The sequence below is a fragment of the Variovorax sp. J22P240 genome, from assembly GCF_030316855.1.
Taxonomy (GTDB): domain Bacteria; phylum Pseudomonadota; class Gammaproteobacteria; order Burkholderiales; family Burkholderiaceae_C; genus Variovorax.
Map to the genome: position 1 here is coordinate 1 of NZ_JASZYR010000016.1, position 12484 is coordinate 12484.

Genomic DNA, 12484 nt, shown 5'->3' on the forward strand with positions numbered 1-12484 from the left:
GGCGAGCCAGGAACAGACCTCGGGCATCGAGCAGATCAACCAGGCGATCACGCAGATGGACCAGGTCACGCAGCAGAACGCGGCACTGGTGGAAGAAGCCGCCGCTGCCGCCGCATCGCTGCAGGAACAGGCGGGCAGTCTCGTCGACGCCGTCAGCATCTTCAGGCTCGGCGGCGACGACGAATCGTTGACGCGGATCACGCCGATGCCGGCCGTGCGCCGGCAGGTGCCGAGGTCGCGCGCCGGGGGACCGACCGTGCAGCGGGGGAAGAAGGCGCGCACCGTCTCCGCCTGACAGTGCCAGGACGCCCTCGGCCTTCAACTTTCAGCACCTGCGGCCGATAAAGAACAAAGAACACATGCAGGCATCGACACGATGCCGCACCCAACACCCCATACAGGCAAAGCCACATGTCAGGAAACTTGTTCTTCACCGGCCTGAGCGGTCTCGGCGTCGCGCGCACCGCGCTCGTGACCACGGCCCACAACACGGCCAATGTGTACACCGCGGGCTACAGTCGCCAGGTGGCCCAGGTCTCGACCAACTCGGCCATCAGCTCGGGCTCCGGCTACATCGGCAGCGGCGCGCGCGTGACCACGGTCACGCGCAGCTACGACCGCTATCTCACCGCGCAACTCGCCTCGGCCCAGTCGACCTCGGCGGCGCTGGCCTCGTACGGCACCCAAATCAACCGCATCGATTCGCTCCTGGCCGACAAGACCGCCGGCCTGAGCCCGTTGATGCAGAACTTCTTCACGGCGGTGCAGGGCGTTGCCAACACGCCGGCCGACTCGGCAGCGCGCCAGCAGCTCATCAGCTCGGCGCAATCACTGTCGAGCAAGTTCCGCTCGACCGACCAGTACCTCTCCGACCTCAACGAGTCGGTCAATGACCAGATCTCGGGCAGCGTCGAGCAGATCAACACCTACGCCGGCAAGATCGCCAGCCTCAACCAGCAGATCGGCATGATGAGCGCCGTGGCCGGCGGCCAGCCGCCGAACGACCTGCTGGACCAGCGCGACCAGCTCGTGAGCGAGCTGAGCCAGATCGTGGACGTCAAGGTGCTGGAGCAGGACAACGGCAAGTACAACGTCTTCATCGGTAGCGGCCAGTCCCTCGTCGTGGGCGACCGGGCCGCGACGATGAAGGCCGTGCCATCCTCGGCCGATCCGACGCGCACGGCGGTGGCCCTCGTCGGGCTGGCAGGCAATGTGTCGGAACTCAAGGACGACGTCCTCAACGGCGGTTCGCTCGGCGGCCTGATGTCCTTTCGCGCCCAGACGCTCATTCCGACGCAGAACGCGATCGGCCGGCTGTCGATCGCGCTCGCCAGTGCGTTCAATGACCAGCACCAGCTGGGTGTCGACCTGAATGGTGCGCTCGGAAAGGACTTCTTCACGACGGCCGCGCCGGGCATCTTCTCGAACGCCAGGAACGCCGGCAACATGGTGCTGACCAGCGCCATCTCCGATGCCAACCAGCTCACGACCAGCGACTACTCGGTGGAAGTGCAGACCGGCACGCCGAAGTACGTCGTCACGCGGCTCTCGGACAAGCAGGTGATCGGCTCCTATGACGACACCGATTTTCCGGTCAGTTTCGACGGCGTGACCGTCTCCGCCGCCAGCGGCACGGCCCAGTCGGGCGACACTTTCCTGATCCAGCCGACGCGCACCGGCGCGCGCGACATGGAGGTGACGGTGCTCGATCCCGCCAAGGTCGCCGCCGCATCGCCGGTCATCACCGGCAACAAGAACGGCAACCAGGGCAGCGGCGCGCTCGGCAAGGCAACCATCGATTCGGCCTACCCGGCTTCGCCGCTGGCGGCGAACGTGACGCTGAGCTTCGACGGCGCGACCAACACGCTGTCGGGATTCCCCGCGAGTTCCGCCATCACCGTGACGCTGGCCGACGGCACCGTCAGCAACTACGCGGCCGGCACGCCCGTGCCCTACACGGCAGGCGCCAGGATCAGCTTCGACGGCATCAACGTCAGTCTGAGCGGTGCCCCGGCGACCGGTGACACCTTCACCATCGGCAAGAACACCGGCGGCGTGTCCGATGGCAGCAATGCGCTGCTGCTCGGCGCGCTGCAGCGCAAGGCCACGGTGGGCGGCGGCACCACGACCTTCAACGGTGCGTATTCGCAGCTGGTGAGCCAGGTCGGCAACCGCGCGATGGAGATCAAGGTCGCGGCCACCACGCAGGACAGCGTGACCGGTCAGATCAAGGCGAGCCAGCAGTCGATCTCCGGCGTCAATCAGGACGAGGAAACCGCCAACCTGCTCATGTACCAGCAGATGTACCAAGCGAATGCCAAGGTGATCCAGACCGCTTCGACCATCTTCGACGCGATCCTCGGCATCCGCAGCTGACCTCCACCCAAACCCACACCCGAACTCAAGGAGCCGCGATGCGCATCAGCACCAGTTCTTTCTACGAGCAGAGCATCAGCGCGATGGGCCTGCAGCAGCAAAACCTCTTCCAGGTGCAACAGAAGCTGTCGGCCGGGACCAAGTTCCTCACCGCCGGCGACGATCCGGTCGGCGCCGCGCGGGCGCTCGGCGTCAGCGAGACGCTGGCCGAATCGGCCCAGTACGCCACCAGCCGCGACCGCGCCATGCTGTCCCTCACGCGGGAAGAATCCGCGCTCGACGGCGTGACCTCCATCCTGCAGAACATCAAGACGCTGACCGTGCAGGCCGGCAACGGCACGCTGTCGGATGCCGACCGTGCCGCGCTGGCGACCACCATCCAGAGCAATCTGGACCAGCTCGTGGGCCTTGCCAACTCCGACGATGGCAACGGCCAGTTCCTGTTCGCCGGCTACAAGAGCGCCAACGCGCCCTTTGCCGTGCAAGCCGGGGGCGGCATCCAGTACCTGGGCGACCAGGGTCAGCGCCTCATGCAGGTCGACGTCGCACGGCAGATCTCGACCTCCGACGATGGCCGCTCGGTGTTCCAGTCGGTGCAGGGCTCGGCGGGCTACGTGACTGCGGGCGGCGCCGTCAACACGGGCTCGGGCGTGTTCAGCTCGGTCGGCGTGGCCGATGCGACCGATCCGAACTTCGGCAAGGACTTCCAGATCAGCTTCGATGCGGTCGGCAACTACTCGGTCGCCACCAACGACACGCCGCCCGTCGTGACAGCCACCGGCGCCTTCGTCGCGGGCGAGCCGATCTCCTTCGGCGGCTTGCAGATCAGCGTCACCGGCACGCCGGCGGCTGGCGACACCTTCAACGTCACCACCGCCAGGAATGCCGGCGCCGACATCTTTGCTTCCATCGGCGAGCTGGTCACCGCGTTGCGTACTCCCCTGACCGGTGCCGGTGAGGAAGGCAAGGCCAAACTGCTGAACGCCTTGAGCACGGCCAACGTCAAGGTAACCAATGCGCATGACAACGTGCTCACGATCAAGTCATCGGTGGGTTCGCGCATGAACGAACTCGACGCGCTCGACGACAGCGGCGAGACGCGCGACCTGATGGACAAGAGCTATCTGTCGGCCATCCAGGACCTGGACCCCGTGGCCGCGATCTCGGAGTTCTATCAGAGGCAGTCGTCGCTGCAGGCGACGCAGCTCACCTTCACGAAGCTGAACTCGATCGCGTTGTTCAACTACCTGTAATCAATTGCATGCAAGCCTGGAAGTCTTCGGGTGCATGCGCCCGGCCTCTCGCGGATGAGGACGCAGAGGATCGAGAATGTGCGACATGCCATTCTTCGATTCGTTGACAGGTGCGGGCTCAACCCGCGTGGTGGCCGGTCTCGCTATTTGGTGCGCATTGACTCCGATGGGCGCAGGGGCCGCACCGACGGATGAGCGCAACCCTAGCTGGGGTGCGATCGCGTCCCGGGCGGGCTGGTATGGCTACTCGTACAACCACGCGTCGCGCAGCGCGGCGGAGCGGGCGGCGCGCGCCCAATGCGATCGCGCGGCGCGTCGCGATGGCACATGCGAGGTGCGGGCCTACTTCGATCGCTCTTGCGGCGCGCTGGCCGCAGGCAACTACGGCGAATGGGCGACGGCTACCGCTGCGACGGCCAAGGCTGCGGGCCAAGCGGCCGTCGGGCAGTGCGATCTCCATCTGCCCACGGAGCCTTGCAAGGTCGTCGTCAGCGTCTGCTCGCCGCCCTGAGGGTAGCCTGTCGTCATGGACTCATTGATCGCCGCTTCCGCGCGCGCGCTCGCTGCCGGCGACGCCCTCGGTGCCCTCAAGCGCGTCGCCCTGCGCGAAGACCCGCCCGCGCTGGCCCTGCGCGGCATCGCCATGGCCCAGCTCGGCGAGCATCCGCGCGCACGCGAGTTGCTGCGGCGGGCCGCCAGCGGCTTCGGCGCGCACGAGGAACTGTCGCGTGCCCGCTGCGTGGTCGCCGAGGCGGAGGTGGCGCTGGCCATGCGCGAGCTGGGCGGCTCGCCGCGCTCGCTGGCCGCGGCCGTCGCCACGATGGAGGCACACGCCGACCACGCCAATGCGCTGCAGGCGCGGCTGATCGCTGCACGCCGACTCCTGCTGCTCGGTCGCCTCGATGAGGCAGGGGCCGCGCTGGCCGGCCTCGATACGGAGGGGCTGCCGCCGGCGCTGGCGGCAGTGGCAGAACTCAGCGCTGCCGAGCTGGCGTTGCGCTCGCTGCGCACCGGCCCGGCACAGGCGGCGCTCGCCCGTGCGCACGAGGCCGCTCATCGTGCCCGCGTGCCGGCGCTGCTGGCCGAGGTCGCGGAGGCGCGATCCGCATTCGACCGTCCCGCCGCCCGATGTCTTTCCGCCGACGGGGAGCAGGCGCTGCGCCTCGACGAGGTCGCGGCGCTCCTGGCCTCGGACACTCTGGTGATCGACGCCTGCCGCCGTGGATTGCGTGTCGGCGACATGTGGCAGTCGCTGGCGCGCCGTCCGGTGCTGTTCGCACTGGTGCGCGCGCTCGCCGAAGCGTGGCCCGGCGACGTCGATCGCGAAGCACTGATTGCATGCGCGTTCCGGACCCGCGATCCCGATGAGACCCACCGGGCACGCCTGCGGGTCGAGATCGGCCGGCTGCGCGCGCTCGTCAAGCCGCTTGCGCAGATCGAGGCCACTGCGCGCGGCTTCGTCCTCAGGCCGGGCCGCGAGCGTCGCGTCGCCGTGCTGGTGCCACCCATCGACGGCGACCAGGCCTCGCTGGTGGCGCTGCTTTCCGACGGCGCGGCATGGTCGACCTCAGCCCTGGCGCTGGCATTGGAAGCGAGCCAGCGTACCGTGCAGCGCGCGCTCGCCGAGTTGGAGGCCGACGGGCGCGTGCGCTCCGTCGGGCGAGCGCGGGCGCAACGCTGGCTGTCGCCGCCGCTGGGGGGATTCACGACGATCTTGTTACTCCCCGCATCGCTGCCGATTGAATAGAGTTGTCTCGCGGGCCCATTCCGAGGCTCGAGTCGCGCTTCAGGAGCCAACGATGACCAGCAAGACACTCGACAGACCCCAGACGAAGCCGCGTGCGGCCGAAATCGTTCGCGAATACGGCCCGTTCGACGGCGCCGATCGGATCCATGGCGTGACCCACGACGGGCAAAGAGTCTGGGTCGCCACCGGAGCCCGGTTGGTCGCTTTCGACCCCGGGAGCGGCGAGCCCACGCGCTCGCTAGACCTTGCCTGCGACGCCGGTACCGCCTTCGACGGCACGTACCTCTACCAGATCGCCGAGGCGCGCATCGACAAGATCGATCCCGCCACCGGCAAGGTCGTGTCGTCGATCCCGGCGCCGGGCCATGGCTCCGACTCGGGGCTGACCTGGGCCGAGGGCAGCCTGTGGGTAGGGGAGTACCGCGATCGCAAGATCCACCAGATCGATCCCGACACCGGCGCGGTCAGGCGCACCATCGAATCCAACCGTTTCGTCACCGGCGTGACCTGGGTCGACGGCGAACTGTGGCACGCGACCTGGGAAGGGGATGAGAGCGAAATCCGCCGCGTCAACCCCGAGAGCGGCGCCGTGCTCGAAAGGCTGGAGATGCCGACCGGCATCGGCATCAGCGGGCTCGAATCCGATGGGGCGGACCTCTTCTATTGCGGCGGCGGAGGCAGCGGCAAGGTCCGCGCCGTGCGTCGTCCCAAGGCCGGATCGTGAACGCGCACCACAAGGAGCACACCATGAACACCGCCATGGCCGAAGCCGGCACAGTGGACCATCCCGTCGTGTCGATGGACCGATGGGTCGCCGAGCGCAAGGCGCTGCTGGCGCGCGAGAAGGAACTGACGCGCATGCACGACCAGGTCGCCCACGAGCGCCGGGCGTTGCCGTGGGTGCGCATCGAGAAGGAGTACGTCTTCGACACACCCGAGGGCTGGAGCACGCTCGCCAACCTGTTCGAAGGCCGCCGCCAGTTGCTGGTGCAGCACTTCATGCTCGGCCCGGGGTGGGAGGAGGGCTGCAAGAGCTGCTCGTACATGGCGGATCACGTCGACGGCATGAAAGTGCACCTCGAGCACCGCGACGTCACGCTGATGGCCGTCTCGCGCGCGCCGCTGCCCGAGATCGAAGCCTTTCGGCGGCGCATGGGCTGGCAGTTCAAGTGGGTGTCCTCGTACGGCACCGACTTCAACCACGACTTCGGCGTGAGCTTCACGCAGGACGAGTTGGCCAGGGACGAGGTCTACTACAACTTCGACATGCAGCCCTTCCCGAGCGAGGAAGCACCGGGGATCAGCGTGTTCTACAGGAGCGAAGCGGGCGAAGTCTTTCGCACCTACTCGACCTACGGGCGCGGCGTGGAAGTGATGATGGGGACCTACAGCCTGCTCGATCTCACGCCCCGCGGCCGCATCGAGGACAACCCGCTCTACGCCATGGATTGGGTGCGCCACCACGATCGCTACGAGCAGGCGCCCATTGCGAAGACGAAGCCTGCGGTGCTCGGCGCGTGCTGCAGTACGCACGTCTGACGGGCAGGTCGACGGGAGCGGGCGGCGGTCCAAGGGCAGTGGCGCCCTTAGACTCGAGGGCAGATGATTGCCACACTTTCCGCCGTCACGCGCGACCGACTGCGGCGCTTCATGCGCATCATGCGCATGGCCGCGGTCATCGGTGCGGGCGTCGGTGCACTCTACGCCGTCGCGATTGCCGGACCGGGCGCTCGCGCGCTGCTCGGCTCCCTGCTGATCTCCATACCGATTGGTGTCATGGACGCCCTGCTCACGGCTTCATGGATCGCCGGCATCGAGATCTTCCTGCTGACTCGCGCTTCGATGCGATGGCTCGACGCGCTGCCATTCGCTGCGGTGTTCATCCTGAAGACGCTTGTCTACGGCGCGATCGCAGGGGCGGTCCTCGCCGGCCAGCCGGGAGAGCGCTTGTTGGGCGTCGTTACCGTCTATGACGCGCGCACCTGGCTGATTGCGGTTTGCCTCTCGCTCGTGCCCGTTGCCGTCGTGGTGATGATGTTTCAGGCCGCGGGCCTCGTCGGCTACCGCACGTTCGTGGCTCTTCTGCTTGGAAAGTATCGCCGGCCCTACGCCGAGCGACGCTTCTTCCTCTTCGTCGACGTGGTGGGCTCGACCGCGATCGCCGAGCGGCTCGGGGCGCTGGAGGCACATCGCTTCCTCGCCGCGGTGTTTTCGGCAGTCGCCGAACCGATCGAGCTGTGCCGCGGCGAAATCTACCAATACGTCGGTGACGAGATCGTCATCACCTGGGTCGAGGCCGACGGCGTTGCCGATGCGCGGGCGTTGCGCTGCTTCTTCGCGATTCGCGCGGCGCTCGCCGCGGACGCGAACCGGTTTGTCCAACGCTTTGGCGTGCAACCGGAGCTGCGTGCGGCCCTGCATCTGGGCGAGGTCATCGCCGGCGAGGTCGGCCAGGTGCGCCGTGCGATCGTCTTCCACGGCGACGTCATGAACACGACCGGGCGCCTCGAGCAGGCGACCCGCGAAGTCGGATGCTTCTTCATCGCATCGGCGGAAGCGCTCGCCTCCCTGGGTCCGCCGCCCGAAATCCGTACCCACGACCTTGGCGCGCTGGCGCTGCGCGGACGAATCGAGCCCATCCATGCGTTCTGCGTCGAACATTCGGACAGGAGCGCTTTGAAGAGCGCATGAAAGCCGTGCGACGAGGCTGCGGATGTGCGACATCGCAAATCACGAGATGCCGTGTTCCAGCCGAAGTCTCCTTTCGAGTTGCTTCAGAAACTTGATTCCCCCCTGCACGAGTTGCACGGCTTCGGGCCGGCGCGTCTTGGGAAAATGCTTCTGGGTCCACGCGCTCATTGCCACCAGCACCGGCAGTAGTTCCAGCCCCTTCTCGGTCAGGCTGTAGACGGCCTTCTGAGCGTGTGTGGGATCCCCGTTCTTCGTCACGATGCCACTCTCGACCAGCGAGTTGAGTCGGTCCGCCAGCACGTTGCTCGAAATCGCCTCTTCGGACTGCAGGAACTCGCGGAAATGGCGCTTGCCCGCGAACATCAGGTCGCGGATGACGAGCAGTGTCCAGCGATCACCCAAGAGCTCCAGCCCAGTGCTGATGGGGCATGTCGATCGGTCGTCGTGTTTCATCGAATTGATTTTATACCGGTTGCAATTTGCAAGCGGTTTGCCCAGAATACCGGTCTTGATTTGCAACCAGTCGAGGAAACCATGACCTACCGGCGATATCACGGCAGCTGCCACTGCCAGGCGGTGCAGTACGAAGCGGAGTTCGACATGGCCGCGGGGAGCAATCGTTGCAATTGCTCACTTTGCAGCAAGGCACGTGCGTGGTTCCTTTTCGTGCGAGGCGACAAGTTCAAGCTGCTCGCGGGCGACGACGTGCTCAGCACCTATCGGTGGGTGCCGCCCGGCCGGGCCGAGTCCGGTCTCACATACCGGTTCTGTTCGCGATGCGGGATACGGCTTTACGCCACCGGCGAACTGGCGCAACTGGGCGGGCGCTTCTATGCGATTCATGTGCCCACCGTGGACGATGTGGACAGGGAACAGCTGGTGCGCGCGCCATTGAACTTCATCGACAACGCGCATGACCAGCTCGATCGGCCACCAGCCGATACCCGGCTGATGTGAGAGCTCGTTTCGGGCAGACGAGCGGCTGAATGAATCTCATCTGCGTCGATACCCTCCTACTTTGAAGTGGCATGAGCACTCACTGACTTTTTGACTCCGCGCCCTAGGCTGAGATCTAACAAGAAGCGGGATTTGACATGCCGATCTCAGTTTTTCTCGTCGAAGACAACCAGAAGATTCGCGACAACTTGATTCCGGCCCTCGCGGATCTCGGATCCGCGAGCGTGACAGCCACGGCGGAGTCCGAGGACGAAGCGATCGGCTGGCTGGCGAGTCACAAGGGCCAGTGGGACCTCGCCGTCGTCGACTTTTTCCTGAAGCAAGGGACCGGCGCCGGCGTCGTCCGGTGGTGCAACGGGCGCAAGCCCAGCCAGCGCGTGGTCGTGCTCACGAACTATCCGACGCAGGCAACGCGCATCGCGTGCATGGAGGCAGGCGCCGATCGCGTGTTCGACAAGTCCACGGAACTTGAGGAGTTTTTCGAGTACTGCCTGAGTCGGCATCGCAGCCCATCGTGAGAACTCGTCCTCATGCGAACGGCAGCTCGATGATCTGAAGCCGAAAAGGCCAGAGCGATGGGCGCCTGGCCATCCGTACCTGCCTGTTACCAGGTGACTCCGTAGTAGTCATTCACGCGGCGGCTGTAGTCGGTCGTGTAGTCCGGCACCTGCTCCTGCGCATAGCGCGGCGCGCCTTCGAGCACGTTCTTGTCCAGCGGGACCACATAGCCGTCCATGGACGTGTCGTACTTGAGCATGTTCCAGGGCAGCGGATAGCGGTCCGTGCCGATACCGAGGAAGCCGCCGAATTCGAGAACGGCGTAGCGCACCTGGCCGGACATCTTGTCGATCATGAGATCGTCGATCGACCCCAGCTTGTCGCCGGCCTGGTTGTAGACGGTCGTGCCTTCGACGCGCTCGGACGAGATGACGTTGCTGGTGGTTGCGGTAGTCATTGAATGCTCCTGTGTGAGTTGATAAGACAACCCCTGTATCGCGCCCCGCACATCGCGCCGTGATCAGGATGGACGCCCTCGAGATGTAGGCCTGCGCTGGCCCATGGCGATCTGGCCCTTCTACGCGGGACTGCTCGGCGCTGGCCGCAGCAAGCCGCTCGCGGCCCGGGCGCCAAGGGTCATCTCGGTCATCCACGACACCAGCAGCATGCCGTAGGCCTGCCGGCTTCGTTCGTCGGACAGCGCGTGGTCCGCGCCCGCAATGCAGCGGTAGGTCACCGACCTGACGTGCTTGAGGGCTGCGAGGTAGCTCTCGATCACGGGATGCGGCACGGTCTTGTCGTGCTCCGATTCGACGATCAGGGCATCCCCGCGGAACTGTGCGCAGGCGGCCAACGCCCGGTTCTCCGGCGGTTCCACAAGCGACCTCCGGTACTCCGCGAGATCGCTGCGGCTCAGGCTGCCCTTGGGCACCTCCCATTCGGAGTCCCGGTAGAGGGCCGGAACGCGCAGCGCCAGCCATCGGACCGGCCGGAGCGTGGTGGCGATGGCCGCCAGGTAGCCGCCATAGCTGCTTCCGACGATCGCGATCGATTCCGGGTCCACTGTCGGATGGTGAACCAGCACGTCGTACGCCGCGAGCACATCGCGCAGGTTTTCCTCGCGGCTCACCGATTGCCGCTGCGCGGCGTGGCGGGCATGCCCGCGCAGGTCGAAGGTGAGGCAGACACAGCCCAGCGCAGCGATCTCGTGAGCGCGTGCCTTGTATTGCTCCTGGCTGCCGTCCCAGCCGTGCACGAGCAGCACGCCAGGCACGGAGTTGGATGCCGCCACCAGCGTGCCGTCGATGTGTTGCCCGTCGACGGCGATGTCGACCTGTTTATGTCGCGTCGGCATGCGCTTCGACAAAGCTGTATTTCGTGAGCCGGCCCACGTCCGGGTCGTGGCCGCTGTAGTTGACGCAGGCGCCCGGCGGAAGATTCGTCTCACCGAAGACCTCGAAGCAGGACGCGCGCACCAGCGAGCGCTCCGGCTGGCTCTTGAAGACTTCCAGCGCCGCCACTTCCGCACCGGTCGCACCGCCCACGCGCCAGGACTGTTCCAGCACGCCCGAGCACCACTGCCCCGCATCGTCGGGGCCCTGGGCCACGTCGTAGTTAATGCGCGATGCCATGAAGCCCGGGTAGCTCTCGACCACTGCGGCGTGATAGACCGCGGCCTGTTCGATGGCTAGGCGCAGCGATGGCTTCAGATCCATGGCGTCGAGCGCATCGAAGCCGCCGCGCACGGCCGTCAGGTCGGAGCCGCCGTAAACCAACTGACCGCGATGGTTGCGGGTCAGCCGCTGCAGGCCGTAGTAGCTCACCGTCAGCGCGCCCACCTTCACCTGCCCGACGCTGAGCGTGCGAGGCTCCCGGAGATTGCGTTCGAGCACCACGCCGTCGACGTCGATGTGGGGCACGCCGGCGAGGGTGCGGTCGAGCGATACCGCATCGTGCACGACGGTCTGGCCGTTGCCACCGGTGGCACGCACCGGCTTCACGCGCACGTCGCCGTCGCGCAGGAGCGCCCGGCCCGCACGGCGCGCATCGCCCTCGCTGAACGCTGAATAGCCAGGCAGCACGCACTTGCCGATTCGCGGGGCGAAGGATTCCACCCAATTCCGTGGACCCGCCGCGTCTTTATCGTGGAGCGGGTGGGTGATGGCCTTGGTCGCGACGTAGGCGAAGGGCACTGCCCCGCCGAAGAAATCGCTCTCCCTGCGGATGCCGATCGCCTGCGCGCGGTGCCCCTCCACCGTGTCGCTCGGTATGAAGTACAGCGGCCCCGCCGGCGGCGGACGACGGCTCACCGGGCCGAAATACTGCATGCCCATCAGGCCGGCGAGGCGCTCGGCCAAGGCACGGCGCGTGATCAGTTCGTGCTCGCTACAGTAGTTGGTCGGGTCGATGACCCATTCCATGACGTAGCCGGCCTCCCCGGTGCCGGGCGAGCCCAGTGAGTCGAAGAGAGGGGTCTCGTTCTGCAAGCTTGTCATGTCGGGCCCTCGTGAAGAAAACGTTGTCAACTCGGACTTTGCGAAGCGAGGTGAATGCGCGCACGGGCGTACCGCACCTTCTCTTGCGGCGTCATGGCGTTCTCGATTTCGGCGAGTTCCATGCGCTCCTCATCGTGCGACACCCATTCGAAGAGATGGGACGCCGGCATCTCGTCCAGCGTTTCCTTGTCGCTCCAGGAAGCCAGGCGCTGCGGTGCGCTCGCCAGGAGGAGCCGCAGGAACAGGGCGCGTTCGAGCCGCACCGCCGACCTTTCATCGGAGGTCAGGGTGTACTCGAGGAACCCCAACTCCCGTGTGCAGACCTCGATGCGACGCTGGTAATTGAAGCGCTCGGGGCTCGCAGCCTTCGACAGGCGAATGCACTCGCACTGGATGCGCGCGAATGCCGTGGCTTGCAGAAGCCGAAGGATTTGTCGTGGTGCGGCGCCCATGATGGCGCGCATCAC

The 12484-nt window shown here is 66.3% G+C and carries 14 protein-coding genes and 1 pseudogene; 10 read left to right on the forward strand and 5 right to left on the reverse strand.

The window, feature by feature from the left end; translation table 11 throughout:
• The 8 genes and pseudogenes from QTI24_RS26135 to QTI24_RS26170 form a co-directional block, all read left to right on the forward strand.
• Nucleotides 1–295 (forward strand): annotated as a pseudogene (locus QTI24_RS26135) (methyl-accepting chemotaxis protein); the annotation flags it as partial.
• Between the two features lie 116 nt (nucleotides 296–411).
• Nucleotides 412–2376, forward strand: coding sequence for a flagellar hook-associated protein FlgK (flgK, locus tag QTI24_RS26140; RefSeq protein WP_286604335.1), 1965 nt, complete (start codon nucleotides 412–414; stop codon nucleotides 2374–2376).
• Nucleotides 2377–2414: 38 nt separating this feature from the next.
• On the forward strand, nucleotides 2415–3629 hold the full coding sequence (gene flgL / locus QTI24_RS26145; protein ID WP_286604337.1) for a flagellar hook-associated protein FlgL: 1215 nt from the start codon (nucleotides 2415–2417) through the stop codon (nucleotides 3627–3629).
• A gap of 85 nt (nucleotides 3630–3714) precedes the next feature.
• Nucleotides 3715–4140, forward strand: a complete 426-nt coding sequence (locus tag QTI24_RS26150) for a DUF4189 domain-containing protein (RefSeq protein ID WP_286604338.1) — start codon at nucleotides 3715–3717, stop codon at nucleotides 4138–4140.
• A 15-nt stretch (nucleotides 4141–4155) separates the two neighbouring features.
• Nucleotides 4156–5376: a helix-turn-helix domain-containing protein gene (locus QTI24_RS26155; protein ID WP_286604339.1), complete on the forward strand. Its 1221-nt coding sequence runs from the start codon at nucleotides 4156–4158 to the stop codon at nucleotides 5374–5376.
• Between the two features lie 52 nt (nucleotides 5377–5428).
• A complete protein-coding gene (locus QTI24_RS26160; RefSeq protein WP_286604340.1) occupies nucleotides 5429–6100 on the forward strand; it encodes a Vgb family protein in 672 nt (223 codons plus the stop codon).
• A gap of 23 nt (nucleotides 6101–6123) precedes the next feature.
• On the forward strand, nucleotides 6124–6915 hold the full coding sequence (locus QTI24_RS26165; RefSeq protein WP_286604341.1) for a DUF899 domain-containing protein: 792 nt from the start codon (nucleotides 6124–6126) through the stop codon (nucleotides 6913–6915).
• A 111-nt stretch (nucleotides 6916–7026) separates the two neighbouring features.
• Entirely contained in the window at nucleotides 7027–8067 is a 1041-nt protein-coding gene (locus QTI24_RS26170) for an adenylate/guanylate cyclase domain-containing protein (protein WP_286604342.1), read from the forward strand.
• 39 nt (nucleotides 8068–8106) lie between these two features.
• Here QTI24_RS26170 and QTI24_RS26175 read toward each other — a convergent pair whose 3' ends face one another.
• Nucleotides 8107–8520 (reverse strand): winged helix-turn-helix transcriptional regulator, encoded by a 414-nt coding sequence (locus QTI24_RS26175; protein WP_286604343.1) that lies wholly within the window; start codon nucleotides 8518–8520, stop codon nucleotides 8107–8109.
• An 81-nt stretch (nucleotides 8521–8601) separates the two neighbouring features.
• Here QTI24_RS26175 and QTI24_RS26180 point away from each other — a divergent pair, with 81 nt between their 5' ends.
• Both QTI24_RS26180 and QTI24_RS26185 read left to right on the forward strand, forming a co-directional pair.
• Complete coding sequence (locus QTI24_RS26180) at nucleotides 8602–9024, forward strand: GFA family protein (protein ID WP_286604344.1); 423 nt, start codon at nucleotides 8602–8604, stop codon at nucleotides 9022–9024.
• 137 nt (nucleotides 9025–9161) lie between these two features.
• Nucleotides 9162–9542, forward strand: coding sequence for a response regulator (locus tag QTI24_RS26185; protein WP_286604345.1), 381 nt, complete (start codon nucleotides 9162–9164; stop codon nucleotides 9540–9542).
• An 86-nt stretch (nucleotides 9543–9628) separates the two neighbouring features.
• On the opposite strand, the gene QTI24_RS26190 is transcribed toward QTI24_RS26185, so the two are convergent.
• The 4 genes from QTI24_RS26190 to QTI24_RS26205 all read right to left on the reverse strand — a co-directional run bounded on the left by QTI24_RS26190 (nucleotide 9629) and on the right by QTI24_RS26205 (nucleotide 12481).
• Nucleotides 9629–9979 (reverse strand): PRC-barrel domain-containing protein, encoded by a 351-nt coding sequence (locus QTI24_RS26190; RefSeq protein WP_286604346.1) that lies wholly within the window; start codon nucleotides 9977–9979, stop codon nucleotides 9629–9631.
• Nucleotides 9980–10099: 120 nt separating this feature from the next.
• Nucleotides 10100–10876, reverse strand: a complete 777-nt coding sequence (locus QTI24_RS26195) for an alpha/beta hydrolase family protein (RefSeq protein WP_286604348.1) — start codon at nucleotides 10874–10876, stop codon at nucleotides 10100–10102.
• A complete protein-coding gene (locus tag QTI24_RS26200) occupies nucleotides 10860–12017 on the reverse strand; it encodes a DUF3182 family protein (protein WP_286604349.1) in 1158 nt (385 codons plus the stop codon). The genes QTI24_RS26195 and QTI24_RS26200 overlap by 17 nt, the downstream gene beginning before the upstream one ends.
• Before the next feature lie 26 nt (nucleotides 12018–12043).
• Nucleotides 12044–12481, reverse strand: coding sequence for a hypothetical protein (locus QTI24_RS26205; protein ID WP_286604350.1), 438 nt, complete (start codon nucleotides 12479–12481; stop codon nucleotides 12044–12046).
• Nucleotides 12482–12484: the final 3 nt, after the last annotated feature.